We start from the raw sequence: 25,278 nt of genomic DNA on the forward strand, positions 1-25,278 counted from the left end.
ACGCGCGGCGCACGGGACGACAGTTCGCCGGTCCTCGGTAGTGGCCCCCTGGCAGTGGAGAAGACCAGGGGACTTCGATCGAAGACCGGCCTCGTCCGAACCGCGATCCCGCACCCGAGCGCGCTGCGGCCCGCACGACGAGGAGTTTCCGCATGACGGAATTCGAGGTCCACGAGACTTCAGCCCTGATCGACAACGGTCGGTTCGGCACCCGCACCATCCGCTTCGAGACCGGTCGCCTGGCCCGCCAGGCCGCCGGCAGCGTCGTCGCCTACCTGGACGACGAGACCATGCTGCTCTCGGCCACCACGGCGTCGAAGCACCCCAAGGAGCACTTCGACTTCTTCCCCCTCACGGTGGACGTCGAGGAGCGCATGTACGCCGCGGGTCGCATCCCCGGCTCGTTCTTCCGCCGCGAGGGTCGCCCGTCGACCGACGCGATCCTGACCTGCCGCCTGATCGACCGGCCGCTGCGCCCGTCCTTCGTGGACGGTCTGCGCAACGAGATCCAGGTCGTCATCACGGTGATGAGCCTGAACCCGCAGGACCTGTACGACGTCGTGGCCATCAACGCCGCGTCCGCGTCCACGCAGCTCGCGGGCCTGCCGTTCTCCGGCCCCATCGGCGGCGTCCGGGTGGCGCTGATCGAGGGCCAGTGGGTGGCGTTCCCCACGCACGAGCAGCTGGAGAAGGCCGTGTTCGACATGGTCGTCGCCGGTCGCATCGTCGGTGAGGACGTCGCGATCATGATGGTCGAGGCCGAGGCCACCGAGCGCGTCGTCGACCTGGTCGGCGAGGGCGCCCAGGCGCCCACCGAGGAGGTCGTCGCCGCCGGCCTGGAGGCCGCCAAGCCGTTCATCGCGTCGCTGTGCGAGGCGCAGGCCCAGCTGGCGCAGGTCGCCGCGAAGGCCACCGGCGAGTTCCCGACCTACCCGGCCTACCAGGCCGACGCCTTCGAGGCCGTCGAGCAGGCCGTGGCGGGCGAGCTGGCCCAGGCGATGACCATCGCCGGCAAGCAGGAGCGCGAGCACCGCATCGACGAGCTCAAGGCGTCGGTGCTGGAGAAGCTGGCCGAGCAGTTCGAGGGTCGCGAGAAGGAGGTCGGCGCCGCGTTCCGCTCGCTGACCAAGAAGCTGGTCCGCCAGCGCATCCTGCGCGACAAGGTCCGCATCGACGGCCGCGGTCTCACCGAGATCCGGTCGCTGTCGGCCGAGGTCGAGCTGATCCCGCGGGCGCACGGCTCGGCGCTGTTCGAGCGCGGCGAGACCCAGATCCTGGGTGTCACCACGCTGAACATGCTGCGCATGGAGCAGCAGATCGACTCGCTGTCCCCGGAGACGCACAAGCGCTACCTGCACCACTACAACTTCCCGCCGTTCTCCACCGGTGAGACCGGTCGCGTCGGTTCGCCGAAGCGCCGCGAGATCGGCCACGGCGCGCTGGCCGAGCGGGCGCTCATGCCCGTGCTGCCCAAGCGCGAGGAGTTCCCCTACGCGATCCGCCAGGTGTCCGAGGCGCTCGGCTCGAACGGCTCCACGTCGATGGGCTCGGTCTGCGCGTCCACGATGTCGCTGCTCAACGCCGGCGTGCCGCTGAAGGCGCCGGTGTCCGGCATCGCCATGGGCCTGGTGTCCGACGAGGTCGACGGCAAGACGGAGTACGTCGCGCTGACCGACATCCTCGGCGCCGAGGACGCGTTCGGCGACATGGACTTCAAGGTCGCCGGCACCAAGGAGTTCGTGACCGCGCTCCAGCTCGACACCAAGCTCGACGGCATCCCGTCCGACGTGCTGGCCAAGGCCCTCGGTCAGGCCCGCGACGCGCGCCTGACCATCCTGGAGGTCATGGCCGAGGCCATCGACCGCCCGGACGAGATGAGCCCGTTCGCGCCGCGCGTGACGTCGGTCAAGATCCCGACCGACAAGATCGGCGAGGTCATCGGGCCCAAGGGCAAGATGATCAACTCGATCACCGAGCAGACCGGCGCCGACATCTCCATCGAGGACGACGGCACGATCTACGTCGGTGCGGCGGACGGCCCGTCCGCGGAGGCCGCCATCGGCCTGATCAACGCCATCGCGAACCCGCAGCTGCCGAAGGTGGGCGAGCGCTTCCTGGGCACCGTGGTGAAGACCGCGGCGTTCGGCGCGTTCGTGTCGCTGCTGCCGGGCAAGGACGGCCTGATCCACATCTCCAAGCTGGGCAACGGCAAGCGCATCGCCAAGGTCGAGGACGTCGTCAAGGTCGGCGACAAGCTCCGCGTCGAGATCGCGGACATCGACCAGCGCGGCAAGATCAGCCTCGTGCTGGTCAACGAGGACGCCGACGCGGCCCCGGCCGGCGACGCCGCCGACGCCCCCGCGCAGGACGCCGCTCCGGCGGAGGCTTCGGCCGAGTGACGACGAGCGTCAACGGGACGGCCGCGAGCGCTTCCGGCGCTCGCGGCCGTCCGCTTACCCGGCGTCCGGGGCACCTCCAGAAGCCCGGCACCACGGTGGCGCTGGAGCGCGACGGCGACGGCGTCGCGATCGTCCGGCGCAGCCTGCTGCCGTCGGGCCTGCGGGTCGTCACCGAGCGCGTCCCGGGCGTGCGGTCGGCGTCCGTCGGCCTGTGGGTGCAGGTGGGGTCGCGCGACGAGCGCGCCGAGGTCGCGGGCGCCGCGCACTACCTGGAGCACCTGCTGTTCAAGGGCACGGCGAGCCGCACGGCGGCGGCCATCGCGGAGGAGATCGACGCGGTCGGCGGCGAGTTGAACGCGTTCACCGCCAAGGAGCACACCTGCTACTACGCGCACGTCCTCGACGAGGACCTGCCGCTGGCGATGGACCTGGTGTGCGACGTCGTCTTCGACGCGCTCTGCGAGCCGCGCGACTTCGAGACCGAGCGCGGCGTGGTGCTCGAGGAGATCGCGATGCGCGACGACGACCCCGAGGACCTGCTGCACGACGCGTTCCTGGACGCACTGCTGGGCGACCACGTCCTGGGCCGCCCGGTGCTGGGCACCGAGCAGTCCATCGGGGACATGGACCGCGACGCGCTGTTCACGTTCTACAAGCGCCGCTACACGCTGCCCCGGATGGTGCTGGCGGTGGCGGGCAACATCGAGCACGCGCAGGTCATGAAGCTGGCGCGGCGCCTGATCGGCGACCGGCTGGACCGCGTGGGCACCCCGGTGGCGCCCCGCGCGGGCCGGGCGCGCATCCCCGCGTCGCGCCGGCTGGTGCTGCACGACGACGACACCGAGCAGGCGCACCTGATGCTGGGCGTGCGGGCGCTGGACCGGCACGACGAGCGCCGGTTCGCGCTGAACGTGCTGAACGCGGCCCTGGGCGGCGGGATGAGTTCCCGGCTGTTCCAGGAGGTCCGGGAGCGGCGCGGCCTGGCCTACCAGGTGTACTCGTCGGTGGGCATGTACGCGGACGCGGGCACCCTGTCGGTGTACGCGGGCTGCCAGCCCGACCGGCTCGGCGACGTGGCGGGCGTCGTGCGCGACGTGCTGTCCACGGTGGCCCGCGAGGGCCTGTCCGAGGCGGAGGTGGCGCGCGGCCGGGGGCAGCTGCGCGGCGGGCTCGTGCTGGGGCTGGAGGACACCAGTTCGCGCATGTCCCGCATCGGCAAGGGCGAGCTGAACTACGGCGACCACCTGTCGGTGGAGCAGACCCTGGCGCGCATCGACGCGGTCACGCCCGAGGACGTGGCGGCGCTGGCGCGCGACCTGTTGCGACGCCCCGTCGCCGCCGCCGTGGTCGGCCCCTACGCTCACGTCGACGATCTGCCGTCCCAGGTGCACGAGGTGATCTCTTGAACGACCCGTCCCCCCTCGACGAGACCGTGCGGGAAGAACCGCTCCGCGTCGGCGTCATCGGCGCGCGCGGCCGGATGGGCGCGGAGGTGTGCCGGGCGGTCGAGGCCGCGCCGGACATGGAAGTCGTGGCGATGGTCGACGCCGGCGACTGGCTGTTCAACCTGTCCGACGCGGGCGCCGAGGTCGTGGTCGACTTCACCAGCCCCGAGGTCGTCATGGACAACATCCGGTTCTGCGTGGACAACGACATCCACGCGGTCGTCGGCACGTCCGGCTTCGACGCGCGGAAGCTGGGCACCGTCTCCGAGTGGCTGGACGCCAAGCCGGGCGTGGGCGTGCTGATCGCCCCGAACTTCGCGATCGGCGCGGTGCTGTCGATGCGGTTCGCCGAGCTGGCCGCCCGCTACTACGAGTCGGTCGAGGTCGTCGAGCTGCACCACCCGCGCAAGGTGGACGCCCCGTCGGGCACGGCCGCGCACACCGCCCGGCTGATCTCCCAGGCGCGCGAGGCGGCCGGGCTCGGCCCGATGCCGGACGCGACGACGCAGGAGGCGCCGGGCGCGCGCGGCACGCTCGTGGGCGACGTGCGGGTGCACTCGCTGCGGGTGGCGGGCCTGATCGCGCACCAGGAGGTCGTGTTCGGCACCGAGGGCGAGACGCTGACGCTGCGGCACGACTCGCTGGACCGCACGTCGTTCATGCCGGGCGTGCTGCTGGCGGTGCGGCGGATCGCGCGGCACCCGGGGCTGTCCGTGGGCCTCGACAAGTACATGGACCTCTGAGGTCGATGAGCACCCGCACCGTCGCGTTCCTCATCACCGCCGCGCTGGCGGTGTACTTCGTGCTGCTCGGCGGTCGGGCGGTGGTGCTGCTGGGCACCGGTGAGCCGGTGGGCGTCGCGCTCGGCGTGGGCGTGCTGCTGCTGCCGCTGGTCGGCGCGTGGATCGCGTGGACCAACATCCGGTTCGGCTTCACCACGGAGCGGATGGCGCGGCGGCTGGAGGCGGAGGGCGCGCTGCCCGACCTCTCCGGCCTGCCGCGCACGCCGTCCGGCCGCGTGGAGCGGGCCGCCGCCGACGAGTGGTTCGAGGAGCGCAAGCGGGACGTGGAGGCGCGCCCGGAGGACTGGCGGGCCTGGTTCCTGCTCGCCCAGGCCTACGACCTGTCGGGCGACCGGGGCCGGGCGCGCGAGACCATGCGCAAGGCCATCGGGCTGTTCTCCGGGGTGTAGTTCGAACGGGTGAACCCACGTGACAAGGCCGCCGGCCCGGGTAATGGCGTGGGCATGGATCGGACTGCGGTGGACCGCCTCTACGACTGCGACGTCCTCGACCGCCACGGTCGCCACATCGGCCACGTCGTCGACCTGTGGCTGTCGAACGGCCGGCCGACGTGGGCGTCCGTGCGCAGAACGGCCGGCACGGCCCTGGTGCCGATCCGCGGCGCCCAGGTCCGCGACCGCCGGCTCGTCGTGCCGGTGGACCGCCGCGAGGTGGAGGACGCGCCGCACGTCGACGGCGGCCCGACGGCCGAGGTGCACGACCACTACGGCCTGTCGATGCCCGAGCAGCGGCTCGTGCGGCACGACCGCGCCGGGGGGAGCGGGGCTAGTGCACCAGCCAGCCCGCGAGAGCGGCAGGCGATGCGGCCAGCACGCTGAACCGGGCGAAGCGGCCGATCATGCCGGTGGAGATGAACAGCCACGACGACATGCCGGCCAGGCCCGCGAGCACCGTGGTGAACATGAACGGCGGCAGGCCGACGACCGAGCTGACCGCGTGCGTGCCGAACATCCAGTGCGGGTGGCGGTGGCAGCGCAGGCGCACCCACTCCAACCGCGCCCGCCACCGCAGCCGCCACGGCGACGGCGACTTCCCGGGCTTCGCGGGCTTCTCCGCGCGCCGCAGGAACGCGGGCAGGCGCAGCGAGCCCTTCGCGGCCAGGAAGTAGAACATCTTGCCCAGCACCTGGCCCACGGCCACGGCGAGGCCGATCCACCACCAGGAGATGCCCGGCTGCTGCGTCACCAGGCCGATCACGAAGATCTCGATGCTGATCAGAGGGAGCACCGCGGAGCCGAACGCGATGCCGAACGTGAGGCACAACCACCCGAACACGTGACCGAGGTTACTGGCGGATCACGGCGACAGCAGCAGGGTCAACCCCCCGGAAACCCTGATTTCCCTCAGGGGTCGTCCCAGGGCGTCCAGTGTGCGCACCGTGCCGTCCGGGGTCCACTCCGCCTTGGCGTAGAAGCCGGTCGACGCCCGGTCGGCCTCCGGGACCCACGCGACGCCCCTGGTGGCGCCAGCCTCGCGCAGCCGCGCCGCGGCCGCGGCCAGCAGCCGGCCGCCGTGCCCGCGCCGTCCCCAGCGGGGCTCGACCAGCACGCTCACCAGTGCCGTCGTGGCCGCGTCGGGCGGCAGCGAGCCGTCCGCGCGGGCCACGTCGTCCGCGGGGGCGGCGCCGGCCACGCAGAAGCCCACCAGCCACCGGCCCTCGGTGGCCACCAGCACCTGGCCGCCCCCGACGGCCTCGGCCCAGGCGGGGGCGGTCCGCGCCACGTCCAGGCCCGCCAGCACCTCCCCGGGCACCAGGTCCCGGTAGGCGGTCCGCCAGGTGTCCCGGTGGATGCGGGCGATCTCCGCCACGTCGTCGGGCTCAGCGGTGCGCACCGCGGCGTCGGCCATGGCAGCACCCTAGCCGGCCGGTCCCCCGGTGATCACCCGCGGTGTCGTACCCCGGTGGGATCATCCGCGCGTGCAGAAGATGAGCGCCGACGTCGCACGCCGCATCGCCCTGGGGGCGCAGGGCTTCGCCGAACCCCGACCAGCGGGGGCGCCGACCCGGCGGCACCTCCGGAAGGTGCTGTCCCGCGTCCGGCTGCTCCAGCTCGACTCGGTGAACGTGGCCGTGCGCGCGCACTACATGCCGCTGTTCTCCCGGCTCGGCTCCTACGAGCCGGCCCTGGTGGACGACGCGGCGTGGTCGCACAGCGCGCGCCGGCCGCGGCTGCTGGTGGAGTACTGGGCGCACGAGGCGAGCCTGGTGCCGGTGGAGGACTGGCCGCTGTTCCACTCCGGCGCCAAGCGCCAGGGCTGGTGGCGCAACTACGCCACCGTCGTCGAGGCGTCGCCGGGGCTGGTCGACGACGTGCTGGCCGTGGTGCGGGAGTCGGGGCCGATGGGCGCGGGCGCGATCGAGAAGGCGCTGTCCGGCGGCGGGCCGCGCGCCAAGGACCACTGGGGCTGGAACTGGTCGGAGGTCAAGCAGGTCTGCGAGTACCTGTTCGGCGCGGGCGTGCTGACGACGGGCACGCGGCGCGGGTTCGAGCGGCACTACGACCTGGCCGAGCGCGTGCTGCCGCCCGACGTGCTGGCCCGCCGGGTGCCCGCGGACGAGGGGGCGCGGGAGCTGGTGGCGCGGGCGGCGACGGCGCTGGGCGTGGCGACGGAGCCGGACCTGCGCGACTACTACCGGCTGGCCCCGGCGCGGAGCAGGCAGGCGGTCGCCGAGCTGGTGGACGCGGGCGTGCTGGAGCCGGTCGAGGTGCGCGGCTGGAACGCGCCCGCCTACAAGCACGTCGAGGCGCGCGTGCCGCGCGTGGTGGCGGGTCGGGCGCTGCTGTGCCCGTTCGACCCGCTGATCTGGGAGCGGGCGCGCACCGAGCGCGTCTTCGACTTCTTCTACCGCATCGAGATCTACGTGCCCGCGCCGAAGCGGGTGCACGGCTACTACGTGTTCCCGTTCCTGCTGGACGGGCGGCTGGTGGGCCGGGTGGACCTCAAGGCCGACCGGGCGGCGGGCGTCCTGCGCGTGCAGTCGGCGTTCTCCGAGCCGACGGCGGACGTGGGGCGGGTGGCCGTGGAGCTGGCGGCCGAGCTGCGGCACATGGCCGACTGGCTGGAGCTGGACGACGTGGTCGTGGCGCCGCGCGGCGACCTGGCGCCCGCGCTGTCGGCGGTGGTGCGCTGAGGGTGCGACACCAGGAGGGGGACACCAGGGGAGTGACACCGATGGGCTGACAGATATTGAAATCTGTCAGCTCGTGCGGGAGAGTGGGGTCATGACCGACTCCACTCCCCGGGTCACCCGCGATCGGCGGCTCGGCCGCGACCTCCGCGTCTCCGCGCTCGGCCTGGGCTGCATGGGCATGTCCGACCTGTACGGCCCGGCCGACGAGGCGGAGAGCGTGGCGACGATCCACGCCGCGATCGACGCGGGCGTGACGCTGCTCGACACCGGCGACTTCTACGGCATGGGCCACAACGAGATGCTGATCCGCCGCGCGCTGGCCGACCGCGCCCGCGACGACGTGGCGATCAGCGTGAAGTTCGGCGCGCTGCGCGACGCGGACGGCGGCTGGCACGGCAACGACGGCAGGCCCGAGGCCGTGCGCAACTTCCTCGCCTACACCCTGCGCCGCCTGGGCACCGACCACGTCGACGTCTACCGCCCGGCCCGCCTCGACCCCGCCGTGCCGATCGAGGACACCGTCGGCGCCATCGCCGAGCAGGTCGGGAAGGGCCACGTGCGGCACATCGGACTGTCCGAGGTGGGCGCGGAGACCCTGCGCCGGGCGCACGCCGTGCACCCGATCACCGACCTCCAGATCGAGTACTCCCTGATCTCGCGCGGCATCGAGCAGGACATCCTGCCCACGGCGCGCGAACTGGGCATCGGCGTCACCGCCTACGGCGTGCTGTCGCGCGGCCTGATCTCCGGCCACTGGACCGCGTCCCGCCAGGTCGCAGACTTCCGCTCGGCCTCCCCGCGCTTCCAGGGCGGGAACCTCGACCACAACCTGGCGCTGGTCGAGGCGCTGCGCGCGGTCGCCGCCGGCAAGGGCGTGTCCGTCGCCCAACTGGCCATCGCCTGGGTGCTGGCGCGGGGCGACGACGTCGTGCCGCTGGTGGGCGCCCGCCGCCGCGACCGCCTCACCGAGGCCCTGGGCGCCCTGGAGGTGGAGCTGACCCCGGCCGACCTGGCCGCGATCGAGGCCGCCGTGCCCCGCGACGCCGCCGCGGGCAGCCGCTACGCCGAGGCGCAGATGACCCACCTGGACAGCGAGCACTGATCGGGCGCGCTCGTCCCGCACAATCATCCGGACCCATCCCGGACCTGGAGGACACCGTGGCCGAAGCGCTGACCGCAGAGACCATCCTCGGCACGACCGAGGACGTCCTGCGGCGCTTCGGCCCGGCGAAGGCCACCGTCGTGGACGTGGCGCGGGCGCTGGGCGTCAGCCACGGCAGCGTCTACCGCCACTTCCCGACCAAGGCCGCGCTGCGCGAGGCCGTGACCCAGCGCTGGCTCGACCGCGCCCACGCGGGCCTGGCGGAACTCGTGACCGCGCCGACCGACCCGCCGCAGCGCCTGCGCGACTGGCTGGCCGCCCTGTTCGAGGCCAAGCGCCGCAAGGCCCTGGGCGACCCGGAGCTGTTCGCCACCTTCCAGGTCCTCGTCGCCGAGAACAGCCGGGTCGTGGCCGCCCACGTGGCCGCGATGGTCGACGACCTGACCGAGATCGTCCGGTCGGGCGTCGACTCGGGCCACTTCACCACCGCGGACCCCCGCCGGACCGCCAGGGCCGTCTTCCACGCCACCGCCCGCTACCACGACCCGGCCCACGCGTCGGACTGGTCGGGGCCCGACGCGGACGACGCGTTCGACGCGGTCGTGTCGCTGCTGGTGGCGGGCCTGCGGACCGGGGCGTGACGCCCCGGTCCGGTGGCGGCTCGGCTCAGCCGGCGGTCGCGGTGGTCACCAGGGCCGTGCCGGTGCCCGTCCGGCCCGTGATGAACAGCAGCGGGTCGCCCGGGGGCGGGGTGTCGGAGACGTCCAGCTCCGAGCGGGCCGTGCCGGAGCTGGAGAGCAGGTCGATCTGGGCCGCCACGCCGGGGCGGACGCCCACCCGGACGTCACCGGAGCCGGTGCCCATCTGGATGCGGCCGGAGGCGGCGTCCGCGACCGTCACGTCACCGCCGGCCGTGCGGACCTGCACGTCGTCCTGCACGGCGCCCAGCCACACGTCACCGGTGCCCGAGTGGAGCACGGTGTTGCCGCCGATCGCCGCGACCTCGATGTCACCGGACCCGGTCTTGGCCCGCAGGCCGCCGAGCATCGGGCCCAGGCGCAGCTTGCCGCTGCGCGAGTCGACCCGCGAGGACGCGTCGGCGCGGTCCGTGGTCACGTGACCCGTGCCGGTCCGGATCTCCAGCCGGCCGGCCGGTCCCGTCACGGTCACGTCCGCCGAGTCCGACTTCACGATCACGTGCGAACCCTCCGGGGCGCGGACCACGACGTCCAGCGGCACCCCGCGCAGCGGCAGGGCCTCGGACGAGCGCACCCGCAGGCGCGACCCCGTCACCTCGACCCGCGCGTCGCGCACCGCCTCGGCCGGACCGGTCGGCTGCCCCGGCCCACCCCCGAACCGGCCGCCGAACTGGCTGCCGAACTGGTTCGCCAACTGACCGCCGAACTGCTCGTTCGCCCAGTTCAGCAGGCCGGACAGGCCGGTCGTCACGGGCTCGGTCGCCGACGCTTCGTGCTTCACCTCGACGTGCACCCCCGGCTCGTCGACCAGGTGCACCCGCACCCGGCCCGCCGGCACGGACACGTCGACCTCGACGGTGCCCTCGACCTCGAAGCCCTGCTGACGGACGACATCGGACGACTCCACGTTCCCCCTCCTCAGCCCTGCACCCAGCCGCGGACCCGGGAGCCGGGGCCGCCCGACTGGTCCTTCGGCGGCGCCGGGTTCTTGTGGTGACCGCGCCGACCGCCGACCGCGCCCTGCACGGCCTGCGCGACGAACGTGTTCAACGACATGCCCTGCGACGCGGCGGCCTGCTCGGCCTTCGACTTCAGCTCGTCCAGCAGGCGCAGCGTGATGCGCGTGGCATCACCGGCGGCCGGCCGGGGAACTTCCCGGGGCTCCGGTTCGTGCTCCTCGCGGGGCGCGGAGCCGGTGACGACCACCCGCACGTCGCGACCGTCGAGCCGGACGTCGACCACCACCCCGTCCAGGGCGGAGGTGACCTCGGCGGCCAGGTCGGACAGGGCGTTCATGAGCGCCAGCCGTGCGGCCGGCTCCAGGGCCACGGCCAGCAGTGCGGCCGTGCGCCGGGTGCCGTCGTCCCCGGCGGACGCGGCCGTCGCGAGGTCCTCGCGCAGCGCGGCGATGTAAGGCGACAGGTCCATGACACCACTGTGACATCACAAACGACATCACGCAACCGCGAGGTGGTGTCATGTCGACGCTACGACCGAATGGCGGCACCGGTCGGTTAGGGTCTCGGCCATGGCTGAGACGGTGTCGCCGAAGGTGCAGTTGATCGCGAAGACGGAGTTCTTCCCCCCGGAGGACGTCCCGTGGTCCACCGACGCCGACGGCGGCGAGGCGCTCGCCGAGTTCGCGGGCCGCGCGTGCTACCAGTCGTGGACGAAGCCCAACCCGGCCACCGCCACGAACGCGGGCTACATCAAGCACATCATCGAGGTCGGCCACCTCTCCGTGCTCGAACACGGTTCGGTCAGCTTCTACCTGACCGGCATCTCCCGCTCGCTCACCCACGAGCTGATCCGGCACAGGCACTTCTCCTACAGCCAGCTGTCCCAGCGGTACGTGCCCGAGCGCAACGCCGCCATGGTCGAGCCGGACGTCATCGCGAACGACCCCGAGCTGCACGAGATGTTCCTCAAGGCCGCCCAGGCGAGCGTCGAGGCCTACAACGACCTGCTCAAGGGCCTGGAGGAGAAGTTCTCCGACGTGCCCAGCGCCACGCTGCGCCGCAAGCAGGCCCGCCAGGCGGCCCGCGCGATCCTGCCCAACGCCACCGAGACCCGCATCGTGGTCACCGGCAACTACCGCGCCTGGCGGCACTTCATCGCGATGCGCGCGACCGAGCACGCCGACGTGGAGATCCGCGCCCTGGCCGTGGAGTGCCTGCGCCAACTCCAGAAGGCGGCGGGCAACGCGTTCGCGGACTTCACGATCTCCGCGCTGCCCGACGGCACCGAGGTCGCCTCCAGCCCGCTGGTCACCGAAGGCTGACGTGAAGCACCTCGTCGTCGACGTCCAGCCGGGGGAGTACACGGTCGCCCGGCTGCCCGCCGACGCGCCCGTCCCGGCCGGCCTGCTGGACCGGCCCGGCCTGGTGTCGGTCACCAGGACGCCCGCCGAGCTGTCCGTCGTGTGCCCCACCGAGCACGCGCCCGACACGGCCACCGCCCAGCCCGGCTGGCGGCTGCTGACCGTGCGCGGCCCGCTGGAGTTCACCCTCACCGGGATCATGGCCGCGCTGTCCGGCGAACTCGCCGCCGCGGGCGTGAGCCTGTTCGCGCTGTCCACATACGACACGGACCACCTGCTGGTGAAGGCGGTCGACCTGGGGCGCGCCGTCCGGGCGCTGCGCGCGTCGGGGCACGAAGTCACGAAACCGTGAAACCGGATCGGGCGGCGCGGGGTCTGAGTTAGCGTTCCGCCCGTTCCAGGGGTCGGTGGCGAGGAGTGACGGTGAACAGTCCACACGGCGTGCAGCCGCGGGTCATCGCGGGTAGGTACACCCTGCTCGCCGAGCTGGGGCGCGGCGGCATGGGCGTGGTGTGGCGCGCCCAGGACACCGTGATCGGGCGCCACGTCGCCATCAAGGAGCTGCACCTGCCCGACGGCATCGCGCACGAGGAGCGCCGGGTGCTGGAGGAGCGGGTGCTGCGCGAGGCGCGCACCGCGGGCCGCCTCAACGACCCCGCCGTGGTCACCGTGTTCGACGTGGTCGTCGAGGGCGGCATGACCTACATCGTGATGGAGCTGGTGGAGGCCGCCACCCTCTCCACGCTGATCAACGCCCAGGGCCCCATGCCGCAGGATCGCGTCGTCTCCATCGCGGTGCAGGCGCTGTCCGCGCTGGACTCCGCGCACCAGGCGGGGGTCGTGCACCGGGACGTGAAGCCCGGCAACCTCATGATCACCCCGAACGGCCGGGTCAAGCTGACCGACTTCGGCATCGCCCAGGCCGTCGACGACCCGCGCCTGACCACCAGCGGCAGCCTCATCGGCTCGCCCGCGTACATGTCGCCGGAGCGCATCCACGGCCACGAGGCCACGCCCGCCGCGGACCTGTGGGCGCTGGGCGCGACGCTGGCCTACGCCGTGGAGGGCGTGAGCCCCTACGAGCGCTCGTCCACCGCGTCCACGCTGCACGCGATCATGAACGAGGCGCCCCGCCTGACCAGGGCGCACGGCGCGCTCGGCGCGGTCATCACCGGTCTGCTGATGCCCGACCCGAACGCCCGCCTCACCGGTCAGCAGGCCCGCGCCATGCTCGAACGCGCGCTCGCCCAGCCCACCCCGCCCAGCGGCTTCGGCGCGCCGCCCAACGCGACGATGAACTACACGCAGCTCGCCGGCGGCGCTCGGCAGGCGGTCGCCCGCAAGCCGTGGCTCAAGGGCGTGCTGATCGGCGGCGGCGCCCTGGCCGCCGTGGTGCTGCTGGTCGCGGGCGTGTTCCTGGGCCGCTGGTGGTTCACCCCGTCGAAGCCCGCCGCGATGGCCGAGACCATCACCTTCGGCTCGGGCGGCACGATGTCCGCGAGCCAGTTCAAGATGAGCGGCCAGAAGTGCGGCGACAACTTCCTCGAACCCACCGTCACGGTCAACTACACCGAGTGCGACAAGGACCACCGGGTCGAGTTCTTCGCGGTCGGCAACCCGTTCAGCTCCTCCGGCAAGCACGCCTACCCCGGCGACGAGTGGCTGCGCGCCTACGCCGAGAACTTCTGCACGCTGCACTTCATGTCCGACGTCGTCCAGCTGGACGACAAGGAGGACAAGCTGAACTACGCCGCGGTCGTCCCCACGCGCGGCGAGTGGCAGGAGGGCCCCAAGGACAGCGAGCTCACCCGCGAGGTGTCCTGCGTGCTGTGGAACAGGGACAAGGCCGAGCTGTCCAGCCGGGTGACCGCCGAGTAGGTAGGTTGGCTCCATGGGTGTGGCGCGCGACGAACGCAGGCTGCTGAGCGATCTCCTCCTCCGGGTCGGGCCGGACGCGCCCACGCTGTGCGACCCGTGGCGCGGCCGCGACCTGGCCGCGCACCTCGTGCTCCGGGAGCGCCGGCCCGACGCCGCGGCGGGCATCCTGCTCGGGCCGCTGGCCGGGCACACGCGGAAGGTGCAGGACGGCTACGCCGCGAAGCCGTGGGACGAGCTGGTCGAGCTGGTGCGCACCGGCCCGCCCGCGCCGTTCCGCCTCGTCGACGAGGCGGTCAACGCAGTCGAGTACTTCGTCCACCACGAGGACGTGCGCCGCGCTCGACCCGACTGGGAACCGCGTTCACCCGATCCGGTGCGTGACCAGGTGCTGTGGAAGCGCCTGCCCGTCACCGCGAAGATGATCTACCGCAAGAGCCCCGTGGGCGTGGTGCTGCGCCGCCCCGACGGCGAGGCCGTGGTGGCCAGGCGCGGCGCGAACCCGGTCGTGCTGACGGGCCAGGTCCAGGAACTGCTGATGCACGTCTTCGGGCGTTCGGCCTCCCGGGTCGAGTACGACGGCGCCGACGAGGCCGTGCGGCTCGTCAAGGCCCTCGACCGGGGTGTGTAGTCGCAGCTTGCGGAGGGTGACGCGGTAGATTTCGCACATGACCGCAAGTCCTTCCGCCTCACCCGGACGCCCGTTCGGCCGAGTGCTCACCGCCATGGTCACGCCGTTCGACGACCGGGGGGCGGTGGACCTCGGCAAGGCGCAGGAACTGGCCGAGCACCTGGTCCGCGGCGGCAGCGACGGGCTCGTGGTCAACGGCACCACCGGCGAGAGCCCCACCACCAGCGACGCGGAGAAGGCCGACCTGCTCCGGGCCGTGGTGGAGGCCGTCGGCGACCGCGCCACCGTGGTCGCCGGGGCCGGCACGTACGACACCGCACACAGCGTGCACCTGGCCCGCGCCGCCGAGGCGGCGGGTGCGCACGGCCTGCTCCTGGTCACGCCGTACTACTCGCGGCCGTCCCAGCAGGGCCTGCACGCGCACTTCACGACCGTGGCGGACGCCGTGGGGCTGCCGGTCATGCTGTACGACATCCCGCCGCGCAGCATCGTCCCCATCGAGGCGGAAACGCTGCTGCGACTGGCGGAGCACCCGCGCATCGTGGCGGTCAAGGACGCCAAGGGCGACCTGCACGAGGGCAGCAAGGTCATCGCGGCCACCGACCTGGCCTACTACTCCGGTGACGACCCGCTGAACCTGCCCTGGCTCTCGGTCGGGGCCGTCGGTTTCGTCAGCGTCATCTCGCACTTCGCCGCCGACCGCCTGCGCGAACTGCTCGACGCGTTCGAGTCCGGCGACGTCAAGCGCGCCACCGCGGTCCACCACGCGCTGCTGCCGCTGCTGCGCCCGTTCCGCAGGATGCCCGGTGTGACCTACGTGAAGGCCGCGCTGCGACTGCGCGGGCTCGACGTGGGCGACCCGCGACTGCCGCTCGTACCCGCATCAACCGAGGACATCGAGGCCGTCGAGGCCGAATTGGGAGTCAACGCGTGATCAACCCGAACTCACCCCCGCCCGCACTGCCCGACGGAGCTCTCCGCGTCGTCGCACTGGGCGGGATCGGCGAGGTCGGCCGCAACATGACCGTCTTCGAGCACGCCGGCCGGCTGCTCGTCGTGGACTGCGGTGTCCTCTTCCCCGAGGACGACCAGCCCGGCGTGGACCTGATCCTCCCGGACTTCCGGGCGATCGAGGACCGGCTGGAGGACATCGACGCGCTCGTGCTGACGCACGGGCACGAGGACCACATCGGTGCGGTGCCGTTCCTGCTGAAGCTGCGCCCCGACCTGCCCGTGGTGGGTTCGAGGTTCACCCTCGCCCTGCTCGCCGCGAAGTGCAAGGAGCACCGGCAGACGCCGCGCCTGGTCGAGATCGTCGACGGCGAGCGGCGCTCGTTCGGGCCGTACGACCTGGAGTTCTTCGCGGTCAACCACTCCATCCCGGACGCCGTCGCGGTCGCCATCCGCACGTCGGCGGGCCTGGTCCTGCACACCGGCGACATCAAGCTCGACCAGTTGCCCCTGGACGGCCGCCTGACCGACCTCGCGGGCTTCTCCCGCCTGGGCGACGAGGGCGTCGACCTGTTCCTGGTCGACTCCACCAACGCCGAGGTGCCCGGCTTCGTCGCGCCCGAGCGCGAGATCGGCCCGGTGCTGGAGAACGTCATCCGCAAGGCCAACCAGCGCGTCATCGTGGCCTGCTTCGCCTCCCACGTGCACCGCGTGCAGCAGGTGCTGGACGTGGCCGTGCAGTACAAGCGCCGCGTCGCCCTGGTCGGCCGGTCCATGGTCCGCAACATGGGCATCGCCGCCGAACTCGGCTACCTGCACGTGCCGGACGGGCTGTTCGTCGACCTCAACGAGGCCATGGACATGCCCGAGGACCAGGTCCTCTTCGTGTCCACCGGCTCCCAGGGCGAGCCGCTGTCCGCACTGTCGCGCATGGCGCGCGGCGAGCACCGGCAGATCTCCATCAAGGCCGGCGACACGATCGTGCTGGCCTCGTCGCTCATCCCGGGCAACGAGAACGCCGTGTTCGGCGTCGTCAACGGCCTGGCCCGGCTCGGCGCCACCGTCATCCACCAGGGCAACGCCAAGGTGCACGTCTCCGGCCACTCGCCGGCGGGCGAACTGCTGTTCCTCTACAACGCGGTGCGCCCGTCGAACGTGATGCCGGTGCACGGCGAGTGGCGGCACCTGCGCGCCAACGCCGCGCTGGCCGTGGCGACCGGCGTGGACGAGGAGCAGGTCGTCATCGCCGAGGACGGCGTGGTCGTGGACCTGCTGGACGGCAAGGCGGTGATCAGCGGCAAGGTCGAGGTCGGCCACGTCTACGTCGACGGCCTGTCCGTGGGTGACGTCGGCGAGTCCACCCTGTCCGACCGGCTCGTGCTCGGCGAGGGCGGGTTCATCGCCATCACCGTCGCCATCGACTCCGGCTCCGGCCGCGCGGTCGCCCCGCCCACCGTCTCGGGCCGAGGTTTCTCGGACGACCCGAAGGCGCTGGACCAGGCCATCTCCCTGGTGGAGATGGAGCTGTCCCGCACGGAAGCCGAGAACATCACCGACACCCACCGCATCGCCCAGGCGGTGCGCCGCGTGGTGGGCCGCTGGGTCGCCGAGACCTACCGGCGTCGGCCGATGATCGTGCCGACGATCATCCCGGTGAACTGAGCGCACGCCGTGCCCACCGCTCCCGCCGGTGGGCACGGTCGTTCACGCGGCCACGGGTGTGGGTGGTCGGTGGAGCAGCTTCTGGCGTGGCCTCTGTGCGGGGTGGGTGTGTCGGGGTGGGATGAAGACCGGTGTCCCGCCGGTGGTGGTGATCCGCCACTGCGTGTGGTGGATGAGTGTGTGGTGGGTGTGGCAGGGCAGGACGAGGTTGTCCAGGTCGGTGGTGCCGCCGTCGGCCCGGTGTTGGATGTGGTGGGCGTCGCACCACTGGGGTGGTCGGTGGCAGTCGGGGAAGGCGCAGCCCCGGTCGCGGGCGTGCAGTGCCCTGCGCTGGGCGACGCTCACGGTTCGCTTGGCGCGGCCGGGGTCGAGCACTTCGGAGTCGCCGCCGAGGACGACGGGGAGGACTGTGGCGTCGCAGGCGGTGCGGCGGGCTTGGGCGGCGCTGAGGTGGTGGTCGCCGTCGAGCACCGCGTGCCCGACGCCCCGGCGGAGGGTGTCGTGGTCGATGGTGACGCTGATGTGCGGCCGTTCTCCGGCTTCGGTGGGCAGGTCGCCCGACCGCGAAGCCAGTGCGATCAGGTCGGCGAACGCCTCACCGCGCCGTCGTGCCGCGTCGCGGGGGCCGTCCGGGCGTGGTGTGGGGAGTGGTTCGAGCATCGCGGTGAACCGCGCGCCGGTCTCGGCGGACAGTTCGCCGAAGAATTCGAGTCGTCCGCCGGGCAGGTCGCGCAGGTGCAGTGTGTCGCCGGGTGTGGCGGCGGGTTCGTCCACTTCGTCCACGCGGTCCTGTTCGGCGCGGTCGCGAATCCGGTCGGCGAGTTGCCGCACCGCTTTCGGTTCCACCGATCGCGCGGCCTCGACCAGGATCTCCTCCGACCCCTCGGGCAGGCGCGAAGCGATGGCTCGCGCCAATTCGGTCAGGTGTCCGTCGGAGAGTTCGTCCAGCACCGCACCGGTCACGGGGTGCAGGGGTGGGAGTGGTTGGCCGGTGGGGCTGGTGGAGGGCAGGAAGAGGGTCACCTGCGCCGTCCACCGCTTGAGGTCACGCGGGTCGGCACGCACCAACCGCCGGAAGGTGTCCGTGTCGAGCCCGCGCCGCAACACCTCGGCCAACAGGTGCGGTCGCCGCAGGTGCAGCGCCCGCGCCGCGGCTTCGGTCTCGGCGATGGCGGCGAACACACCATCGTCGGGAGCAGCGCGGGCGACACGTCCATGAATCCAGGCTATTCGAACACCAGTTCCCGTTTCATCACTCGAATGGTTGTACCATCGAGTGAATCCGGAACTGGCCGGCATGGCCGTGACCCCTTGGGGTGCAAACAGCGAATTCTGCTGGAAAGCGCTGGTCAGGTGGTTCTACCGTGCCGGCATGGAACCAAGGACCTCCACCGCGCTCAGCCGGGAGCTGGGTGACGCGCTCCGCCAAGCCCGCCGCCGATCCGCAGTCAGGACCGGGGCGCTGGTCGAGCAGTTGGGCTGGTCGCTCGCCCGGATCTCCAAACTGGAGGCGGGGACGCGTGGCACCGGCCTGCTCGACATCGCCCGGTACGCCGGCCACCTCCGCCCGGAACAGCCGGTCTTCGACCGGATCATGGCGCTGGCGCGGGAACCCGACACCGGCTACGCCGTCCGACCGCACCGCGTGGCCGAGTCGGATTCGGTGCGGCTGCTGGTGTTGCACGAGCGGACCGCCAAGACCATCTGGTGCTACAGCGCGACGGTCGTCCCCGTCCTGCTCCAGACGGCCGACTACGCCCGGGCCCTGATGGCGAGCCGGGCCGACGTGGCCAGGGGTGTCGCTGTCCGGATGGAGCGGCAGGAGGTGTTCGGGACGGCGTCGGCCCCGGTGGGCGTCTTCTTCCTCCACGAGGCCGTGCTGCACCGCGTGGTCGGCGGGCCGCGGGTGATGTACGAGCAGGTGCTGAGGCTGTTGTTCCGCGACCACGTTCGACTGGTGCCACTGGGTTCGGTCCTCCCCGCGTCGCTGACCGCGGACTTCGCGCACATGACCTTCGCCGACCACCGCCCGCTCACCTACGCCGAACTCGGTCCCGCGTCGGTGTTCATGGACGCGCCCGAGGCGACCGAGGCGTACCGGGAGAGCTGCGCCGCGCTCGACCGGGTGGCGCTCGGCGAAGCGGACACCCGTGACGCGCTCACGCGGTGGGCCGACCACTACGAACCCGGGACCGCCGAAACCGCGTGACCGCGTGATCGCGGGGAAGAGGCACGAAGGACCGTCGCAGCGCGGCCGGGCCCGCACAGGGCAACCAGGACCGCCGCTCCGCTCCCGGCCCTCACCCCGCCACCGCGACCTCCAGCGGTTTCCGGGCGCTCGCCACCTGCACCACCGCCGCACCGGCCAGCAGCACGACCGCGCCCACCACCTGCACCACCGTCAGCCGCTCGTCCAGCAGCCACCACGCCAGGACCGCGGCCACCACGACCTCCAGCAGGCCGATCACGCTCGCCGCCGACGGCGGTAGGTGGCGCAGCGACAGCACCCCGGTCAGGTAGGCCACCACGGTCGCCACGAGCGCCAGCACGACCAGCACGAGCCAGGTCGGCCCGAGCGACGTGGGGACGCCCGGCGGCAGCAGCCACGGCGGGCTGACCACGGTCAGCACCACCGCGCCGACGACCATGCCGCCCGCCAGCACGCCGTACGAGTCGTGCGCGCCGCCCGCCCGCTCACCGAGCAGGTAGTAGGCCATCAGGCACACCGCCGAGCACAGCGACACCAGCACGCCCACGGGGTCCAGACTGGGGGACCAGCTCCAGACCTCGGCCACCACGGCCAGGCCGACCACGGCCACGGCGGTGCCCCACCACACCGCCGCCGGCAGGCGGGTGCCGCGCACGAACCGCACCCACAGCGCCACCAGCACCGGCGCGGTGAACTGGAGCAGCATCGCGATGCCCACCGGGATGCGCGACGCCGCCACGAAGAACGTCAGCGGCGCGCCGACCACCCCGAACAGGCCGAAGCCGACGAGCAGGCCCCAGTCGCCGCGCCCGAACCGCAGCGCCCCCGGCCGGAACAGGCCCACGCCCACGACGAGCACGGCGGCCGCCAGCGCGATCCGGGCGCTGGTGACCTGCGCCGGCGCGGCGCCCGTCGCCATCACGGACTTCGCCAGCACGCCGGACATGCCGAAGGTCAGCGACGACAGCAGCGCCAGCGCGGTGCCCCGACCGGTCACGGGCGCCGGGGTCACGGGCGCCAAGGTGACGTGCCGGTGGTCGGTCGGGTCGGGTCGTGGAACTTCGGCAGGTCCGGTTCGTCGAGGCGCAGCGGCACCAGGCCGTCGACGATCGCCCGCATGATCCGCGCGTGGGCGCGCCGCGCGTCACCGGGCTTGCCGTCCACCAGGTCGGACAGCCCCACCGGCTTGCCGAAGTGCACCTTGAACGTCGGTCGCCTCCGCAGCCCGCGCACGTAGGAGGTCAGGTACGGCTTGGCGTCGTCCCACCCCTTCACGTGCGTGTTGCCCCAGTACACGGCCTCGTGCGCGCCCCACTGGCTGATCGGGACCACCGGGATGCCGCCGCTGAGCGCCAGCCGCGCCGCGCCCGTCTTGCCCCGCTCGGGCCACAGACCGGGGTCCAGGCTGATCCGGCCCTCCGGGTACATGGCGATCGGGTCGCCACCGCGCCGCAGCGCCTCGACGGTCCGGTCGTACGCGGTGCCGACGTCGGCGGACGCCCGGTCGACGCGCAGGTGACCGGACGCCTTCAGCAGCGGCCCCATGACCGGCGCGTCGAGCAGCCCGCCCGCGAGCAGGAAGCGCGGCGCGATGCCGATCCTGCGGCAGGCGGCGATCAGGACGAACGGGTCGAGGTTGCCGATGTGGTTGGACGCGAGCAGCAGGGGGCGGCCCCTCAGGTCCGCCGGGATGTCGCCGGTGACCTCGAGTCGCCCGCTCAGGGCGACGACCCCTTGGTCGACGGCGGTCAGCACGCGCCACAGCAGTGGTGTGGACACAGCGGGCAGGCTACGGCGTGTCGAGGTGTCGGCGCACCGGGTTCGGGGCAACCATGGGCGTCGAGCAGCGCTCGTCACGTCCCCTGCGACGGCTGGGGCGCTTGAGGCTCGAGGGACTACCGTATACACATGGCCGGCCGAACTGGGACATCGCGCAAGGGCACGACCCGCAGCTCCGGATCGACCGGGTCGAAGCCCCGCGCCGGCGCGTCCCGGTCCACCGCCAAGAAGGCCCCCGCCAAGCCCGCCGCGAAGCGCGCGCCGGCGAAGCGCGCGCCCGCGAGGCGTTCCCCGGCCAGGAGATCGGGCGGCTCGTCGGTCGGGCGGGCCTGGGGGTTCGTCGGCCGCGGTGTCGGTTCGGTGGTCCGCGCCGTCGGTCGCGGCAAGGAGCTGGACCCGGAGCACCGCCGCGACGGCCTCGGCCTGCTGCTCATCTCGCTCGCCGTGATCACCGCCGCGGGCGTGTGGTGGCAGGCGGGCGGGCCGATCGGCCGGTGGGTGGACGTCGCCGTCCGCAGCTCCGTCGGCGGACCGGCCGTGATCGTGCCCGCGGTGCTGCTGGCGATCGGCGTGGCGCTCATGCGCACCGACGCCGACCCGGAGGCCCGGCCCCGCCTGGTGATCGGCGGACTGCTCGTCCTGGTGGGCTTCCTCGGCATGTTCCACCTCGTCGGCGGCCTGCCGATGGACCCGGTCGCGCGCCGCGACGCCGGTGGCGCCCTCGGCTACCTCGCCGGCGGGTTCCTGGCCCAGGGGCTCACGCCGTGGGTCGCCGGGCCGCTGCTGGTGCTGATCTTCGCCTACGGCGTGCTGCTGCTCGTGCACGTGCCGATCCGCGACGTGCCGGGCAGGCTCGGCGGCCTGCTGCACCGGCGCGCGGAGGACCGGCTCGACGGCTTCTCGGACGTCGAGGACGACCTGCTCGACGACGCGGTCGACGAGGAGCCGAAGCCCGCCAAGCTGCGTCGCCCGTCGCGCAACCGCCGCCAGACCGCCGCGTCGGACCTCGCGCCCCTGGACGAGCCCGAACTGCCCCTGGACGAGGAAGAACCCCCGCCGCCACCGCCGCCGTCCGCGCGGCCCGCGCCGAAGCCCCGGGCCAAGGCCGAGCCGGAGCCGACGCCGCGCGACACCGGGATCGCCGTCCGCGCCGTCGAGGGCGACTACCAACTGCCGCCGCCCACCATCCTCAAGGACGGCGACGCGCCGAAGGCCCGCAGCAAGGCCAACGACCAGATGATCGAGGCCATCACCGGCGTCCTCGACCAGTTCTCCATCGACGCGCAGGTCACCGGGTTCACCCGCGGCCCGACGGTCACCCGCTACGAGGTCGAGCTGGGCCCCGGCGTGAAGGTCGAGAAGATCACCGCGCTGACCAAGAACATCGCCTACGCCGTGGCCACCGACAACGTGCGGCTGCTCGCCCCGATCCCCGGCAAGTCCGCCGTGGGCATCGAGGTGCCCAACAGCGACCGCGAGATGGTGCGCCTGGGCGACGTGCTGCGCGCGCCGTCCACGGTCAAGGACAACCACCCCATGGTCATCGGCCTGGGCAAGGACATCGAGGGCCACTTCGTCACCGCGAACCTGACCAGGATGCCGCACCTGCTGGTCGCCGGCTCCACGGGTTCCGGCAAGTCGAGCTTCGTGAACTCGATGCTGGTGTCCCTGCTGGCGCGCGCCACCCCGGACGAGGTCCGGATGATCCTCATCGACCCCAAGATGGTCGAGCTGACGCCGTACGAGGGCATCCCGCACCTGATCACGCCCATCATCACCCAGCCGAAGAAGGCCGCCGCCGCGCTGGCCTGGCTGGTGGAGGAGATGGAGCAGCGCTACCAGGACATGCAGGTCAACCGGGTGCGGCACATCGACGACTTCAACCGCAAGGTCAAGTCGGGCGAGATCAGCGCGCCGCCCGGCAGCGAACGCGTCTACCGCCCGTACCCGTACATCATGGCGATCGTCGACGAGCTGGCCGACCTGATGATGACCGCGCCGCGCGACGTGGAGGACGCCATCGTCCGGATCACGCAGAAGGCGCGCGCGGCGGGCATCCACCTCGTGCTCGCGACGCAGCGGCCGTCGGTGGACGTGGTGACCGGTCTGATCAAGACCAACGTCCCGTCGCGGCTGGCGTTCGCCACGTCGTCGCTGACCGACTCGCGCGTCATCCTCGACCAGCCCGGCGCGGAGAAGCTGATCGGCATGGGCGACGGCCTGTACCTGCCGATGGGCGCCTCGAAGCCGGTGCGCGTGCAGGGCGCGTTCGTCGGCGACGAGGAGATCGCCGAGATCGTCGACTTCACCAAGAACCAGGCGCAGCCCGAGTACACCGACGGCGTCACGGCGGCGAAGGCGGGCGAGAAGAAGGAGATCGACGCCGACATCGGCGACGACCTGGAACTGCTGATCCAGGCGGCGGAGCTGATCGTCACGTCGCAGTTCGGCTCCACGTCGATGCTCCAGCGCAAGCTGCGGGTGGGCTTCGCCAAGGCGGGCCGGTTGATGGACCTGCTGGAGACGCGCGGCGTGGTCGGCCCGTCGGAGGGCTCCAAGGCCCGCGAGGTGCTGATCAAGCCGGACGAGCTGGACTCGGTGGTCCACCTCATCCGGGGCGGCCCCGGCCCGGACGACGACGCCGGGGAGGACTGAGCGGCGCCACTGCGCCGATCGGGCCACAACCGCACGAATGCCTGGCGCGGCGCGGCGCGGCGTCCGGAGGACCATTCCCCCCGGGGGAGGTGGTCTCGTGAAATTCCCGAGAAGAGCGTTCCTGCAGTCCGCCGTGCTCGTGGCGGCGGGCCACGGCCACGGCGGCGAATCCGGGCCGACGAACTGGGCCCGCCTGCGGAGCAGGCTCCGCGAGCGGCTGGTGCTGCCGTCCGACACCGGGTACGACGACCTGAGGCAGCCGTACAACACGGTGTACGCCGGGCGCCGTCCCGCGGCGATCGCCCGGTGCGCGCGTCCCGCGGACGTGCAGGCGTGCCTGGAGTTCGCCGCGCGGGAGCGCATCCCGGTCGCGGCTCGCAGCGGCCGGCACAGCTACGCCGGGTACTCCGTGCCCGAACGCGGCCTCGTCATCGACGTCGCGGGCCTGTCCGGTGTCGACGTGGGGCCCGGCGGGCTGGTGCGGGTCGGCGCGGGCACCTCGCTGATCGGCTTCTACGAGGGGCTCGGCGCGCGGGGGCGGAGCGTGCCCGCCGGCACGTGCGCCACCGTCGGCATCGCCGGCCTGGCGCTCGGCGGCGGGATCAGCGTCATCGGCCGCAAGTACGGCCTGACCTGCGACCGCCTGGTCGGCGCGCGCATCGTGACGCCGGACGGCTGTGTGCGCTCGGTGTCGGCGGAATCCGAACCGGACCTGCTGTGGGCGTTGCGGGGTGGCGGCGGCGGCAACTTCGGCGTCGTCACGTCGTTCACGTTCGACAGCGACCCGGCGCCCGACGTCACCGTGTTCGCCCTGGGCTACCCGGCCGCCGCCACGGGCGACGTGTTCGGCGCCTGGCAGGACTGGATCGCCGACGCGCCGGACGAGCTGTGGTCCGGTTGCCGGATCACGTCCGGGGACCCGTCGACGGCGCTGGTCAGCGGCGCGTACGTCGGCCCGGCGCGGGGGCTGGACCCGCTGCTGGACCGGTTGGGTCGCGTCGTGCCGCCCACCACGCGCGAGGTGCGGGAGATGGACTACCTCACCGCCATGCGGTACTACGCGGGCTGCCTGCCCGCGTGCCCACCCCGGCGAGGGCTCCCGTTCGTGGCGTCGTCGCGGATGCTGGACCGCCCGGTCGAGCCCGAGCGGATGACCGGGCTGGTGGACGGTCGGCGGAACGTCGTGCTGCTGTTCGACTCGTTCGGCGGCGCGCTGGCCCGGGTCGCGCCGGACGCGACGGCGTTCCCGCACCGTTCCGCGCTGGCGAGCGTGCAGGTCTTCGTCGACGTGATCGACATGACGGAGGCGGAGGCACGCCTGTCGCTGGCGTCGATCCGCGACGGGCTCGGCACGGGCGCCACGGGGTACGTCAACTACATCGACCCGGACATGCCGGACTGGCCGACCGCCTACTACGGGGCCAACGCGCCGAGGCTGCGCCGCGTCGCCCGTCGGTACGACCCGGACCGCGTGCTGGCGTTCCCGCAGGGGCTGGCCTAGGTGTTCTGTCCTGTGAGGTTGGGGACGCGGCTGGCGGGTGGTTGGCCCTTGAGCGCGGTGTGGCCGCGGTGGTGATTGTAGGTGTGCAGCCATCGCGGCAGTGCCGCTCGTCGTT

The 25,278-nt window shown here is 72.8% G+C and carries 24 protein-coding genes and 1 pseudogene; 17 read left to right on the forward strand and 8 right to left on the reverse strand.

Annotated elements, in window-relative coordinates; genetic code table 11:
- Positions 1 to 152 precede the first annotated feature (152 nt).
- The 5 genes from CKY47_RS20980 to CKY47_RS21000 all read left to right on the forward strand — a co-directional run bounded on the left by CKY47_RS20980 (position 153) and on the right by CKY47_RS21000 (position 5,465).
- Complete coding sequence (locus tag CKY47_RS20980; RefSeq protein WP_306747604.1) at positions 153 to 2,399, forward strand: polyribonucleotide nucleotidyltransferase; 2,247 nt, start codon at positions 153 to 155, stop codon at positions 2,397 to 2,399.
- A gap of 95 nt (positions 2,400 to 2,494) precedes the next feature.
- Positions 2,495 to 3,805, forward strand: coding sequence for a M16 family metallopeptidase (locus CKY47_RS20985; RefSeq protein ID WP_371320707.1), 1,311 nt, complete (start codon positions 2,495 to 2,497; stop codon positions 3,803 to 3,805).
- Positions 3,802 to 4,587: a 4-hydroxy-tetrahydrodipicolinate reductase gene (gene dapB, locus CKY47_RS20990; RefSeq protein ID WP_306747606.1), complete on the forward strand. Its 786-nt coding sequence runs from the start codon at positions 3,802 to 3,804 to the stop codon at positions 4,585 to 4,587. The genes CKY47_RS20985 and dapB overlap by 4 nt, the downstream gene beginning before the upstream one ends.
- 5 nt (positions 4,588 to 4,592) lie before the next feature.
- Positions 4,593 to 5,036 (forward strand): tetratricopeptide repeat protein, encoded by a 444-nt coding sequence (locus tag CKY47_RS20995; RefSeq protein WP_306747608.1) that lies wholly within the window; start codon positions 4,593 to 4,595, stop codon positions 5,034 to 5,036.
- 54 nt (positions 5,037 to 5,090) lie between these two features.
- Positions 5,091 to 5,465 carry a PRC-barrel domain-containing protein gene (locus tag CKY47_RS21000; protein WP_306747609.1) on the forward strand — a complete coding sequence of 125 codons (375 nt, stop codon included), beginning with the start codon at positions 5,091 to 5,093 and terminating at the stop codon, positions 5,463 to 5,465.
- On the opposite strand, the gene CKY47_RS21005 is transcribed toward CKY47_RS21000, so the two are convergent.
- Together CKY47_RS21005 and CKY47_RS21010 are read right to left on the reverse strand one after the other, a co-directional pair.
- Positions 5,413 to 5,922, reverse strand: coding sequence for a YqaA family protein (locus CKY47_RS21005; RefSeq protein WP_306747610.1), 510 nt, complete (start codon positions 5,920 to 5,922; stop codon positions 5,413 to 5,415). The two genes, CKY47_RS21000 and CKY47_RS21005, sit on opposite strands and share 53 nt — an antisense overlap.
- Before the next feature lie 21 nt (positions 5,923 to 5,943).
- On the reverse strand, positions 5,944 to 6,495 hold the full coding sequence (locus CKY47_RS21010; RefSeq protein WP_306747611.1) for a GNAT family N-acetyltransferase: 552 nt from the start codon (positions 6,493 to 6,495) through the stop codon (positions 5,944 to 5,946).
- A 79-nt stretch (positions 6,496 to 6,574) separates the two neighbouring features.
- On the opposite strand from CKY47_RS21010, the gene CKY47_RS21015 reads away from it, so the two are divergent.
- The 3 genes from CKY47_RS21015 (at position 6,575) to CKY47_RS21025 (ending at position 9,523) form a co-directional block, all read left to right on the forward strand.
- Complete coding sequence (locus CKY47_RS21015) at positions 6,575 to 7,780, forward strand: winged helix-turn-helix domain-containing protein (protein ID WP_306747645.1); 1,206 nt, start codon at positions 6,575 to 6,577, stop codon at positions 7,778 to 7,780.
- 91 nt (positions 7,781 to 7,871) lie between these two features.
- Entirely contained in the window at positions 7,872 to 8,882 is a 1,011-nt protein-coding gene (locus CKY47_RS21020; RefSeq protein ID WP_306747612.1) for an aldo/keto reductase, read from the forward strand.
- 56 nt (positions 8,883 to 8,938) lie between these two features.
- On the forward strand, positions 8,939 to 9,523 hold the full coding sequence (locus CKY47_RS21025) for a TetR/AcrR family transcriptional regulator (RefSeq protein ID WP_306747613.1): 585 nt from the start codon (positions 8,939 to 8,941) through the stop codon (positions 9,521 to 9,523).
- Positions 9,524 to 9,548: 25 nt separating this feature from the next.
- On the opposite strand, the gene CKY47_RS21030 is transcribed toward CKY47_RS21025, so the two are convergent.
- Both CKY47_RS21030 and CKY47_RS21035 read right to left on the reverse strand, forming a co-directional pair.
- Positions 9,549 to 10,487 carry a DUF4097 family beta strand repeat-containing protein gene (locus CKY47_RS21030; RefSeq protein WP_306747614.1) on the reverse strand — a complete coding sequence of 313 codons (939 nt, stop codon included), beginning with the start codon at positions 10,485 to 10,487 and terminating at the stop codon, positions 9,549 to 9,551.
- Positions 10,488 to 10,498: 11 nt separating this feature from the next.
- A complete protein-coding gene (locus tag CKY47_RS21035; RefSeq protein ID WP_306747615.1) occupies positions 10,499 to 11,008 on the reverse strand; it encodes a toxin-antitoxin system HicB family antitoxin in 510 nt (169 codons plus the stop codon).
- A 100-nt stretch (positions 11,009 to 11,108) separates the two neighbouring features.
- Here CKY47_RS21035 and thyX point away from each other — a divergent pair, with 100 nt between their 5' ends.
- The 6 genes from thyX to CKY47_RS21065 all read left to right on the forward strand — a co-directional run bounded on the left by thyX (position 11,109) and on the right by CKY47_RS21065 (position 17,019).
- Positions 11,109 to 11,861, forward strand: a complete 753-nt coding sequence (thyX, locus tag CKY47_RS21040) for an FAD-dependent thymidylate synthase (RefSeq protein ID WP_306747616.1) — start codon at positions 11,109 to 11,111, stop codon at positions 11,859 to 11,861.
- Between the two features lies 1 nt (position 11,862).
- Positions 11,863 to 12,252, forward strand: a complete 390-nt coding sequence (locus tag CKY47_RS21045; RefSeq protein WP_306747617.1) for an ACT domain-containing protein — start codon at positions 11,863 to 11,865, stop codon at positions 12,250 to 12,252.
- 71 nt (positions 12,253 to 12,323) lie between these two features.
- Positions 12,324 to 13,778 carry a serine/threonine-protein kinase gene (locus tag CKY47_RS21050; protein ID WP_306747618.1) on the forward strand — a complete coding sequence of 485 codons (1,455 nt, stop codon included), beginning with the start codon at positions 12,324 to 12,326 and terminating at the stop codon, positions 13,776 to 13,778.
- Positions 13,779 to 13,791: 13 nt separating this feature from the next.
- Positions 13,792 to 14,406, forward strand: a complete 615-nt coding sequence (locus CKY47_RS21055; RefSeq protein ID WP_306747619.1) for a TIGR03085 family metal-binding protein — start codon at positions 13,792 to 13,794, stop codon at positions 14,404 to 14,406.
- 37 nt (positions 14,407 to 14,443) lie between these two features.
- Entirely contained in the window at positions 14,444 to 15,340 is an 897-nt protein-coding gene (gene dapA, locus CKY47_RS21060; protein ID WP_306747620.1) for a 4-hydroxy-tetrahydrodipicolinate synthase, read from the forward strand.
- A complete protein-coding gene (locus tag CKY47_RS21065) occupies positions 15,337 to 17,019 on the forward strand; it encodes a ribonuclease J (RefSeq protein ID WP_306747621.1) in 1,683 nt (560 codons plus the stop codon). The genes dapA and CKY47_RS21065 overlap by 4 nt, the downstream gene beginning before the upstream one ends.
- Before the next feature lie 42 nt (positions 17,020 to 17,061).
- Here the strand turns inward: CKY47_RS21065 and CKY47_RS21070 are convergent, their stop codons facing one another.
- Positions 17,062 to 18,318 (reverse strand): HNH endonuclease signature motif containing protein, encoded by a 1,257-nt coding sequence (locus tag CKY47_RS21070; protein WP_306747622.1) that lies wholly within the window; start codon positions 18,316 to 18,318, stop codon positions 17,062 to 17,064.
- 73 nt (positions 18,319 to 18,391) lie between these two features.
- Between CKY47_RS21070 and CKY47_RS21075 the strand changes: the two genes are divergently transcribed.
- Entirely contained in the window at positions 18,392 to 19,228 is an 837-nt protein-coding gene (locus CKY47_RS21075; RefSeq protein WP_306747623.1) for a helix-turn-helix domain-containing protein, read from the forward strand.
- A gap of 91 nt (positions 19,229 to 19,319) precedes the next feature.
- Here the strand turns inward: CKY47_RS21075 and CKY47_RS21080 are convergent, their stop codons facing one another.
- On the reverse strand, positions 19,320 to 20,240 hold the full coding sequence (locus tag CKY47_RS21080; protein ID WP_306747624.1) for an EamA family transporter: 921 nt from the start codon (positions 20,238 to 20,240) through the stop codon (positions 19,320 to 19,322).
- Complete coding sequence (locus CKY47_RS21085; protein ID WP_306747625.1) at positions 20,237 to 21,007, reverse strand: lysophospholipid acyltransferase family protein; 771 nt, start codon at positions 21,005 to 21,007, stop codon at positions 20,237 to 20,239. Before CKY47_RS21085 ends, CKY47_RS21080 begins: the two co-directional genes overlap by 4 nt.
- A 129-nt stretch (positions 21,008 to 21,136) precedes the next feature.
- On the opposite strand from CKY47_RS21085, the gene CKY47_RS21090 reads away from it, so the two are divergent.
- Positions 21,137 to 23,662 (forward strand): DNA translocase FtsK, encoded by a 2,526-nt coding sequence (locus CKY47_RS21090; protein WP_306747626.1) that lies wholly within the window; start codon positions 21,137 to 21,139, stop codon positions 23,660 to 23,662.
- A gap of 97 nt (positions 23,663 to 23,759) precedes the next feature.
- Positions 23,760 to 25,163: an FAD-binding oxidoreductase gene (locus CKY47_RS21095; protein ID WP_306747627.1), complete on the forward strand. Its 1,404-nt coding sequence runs from the start codon at positions 23,760 to 23,762 to the stop codon at positions 25,161 to 25,163.
- Here the strand turns inward: CKY47_RS21095 and CKY47_RS21100 are convergent.
- Positions 25,160 to 25,278 (reverse strand): annotated as a pseudogene (locus CKY47_RS21100) (IS481 family transposase); the annotation flags it as partial. The gene CKY47_RS21095 and the pseudogene CKY47_RS21100 sit on opposite strands and share 4 nt — an antisense overlap.

The sequence above is a fragment of the Saccharothrix longispora genome (genome assembly GCF_030852425.1).
In the GTDB taxonomy this organism is placed as follows: Bacteria; Actinomycetota; Actinomycetes; order Mycobacteriales; family Pseudonocardiaceae; genus Actinosynnema; species Actinosynnema longispora.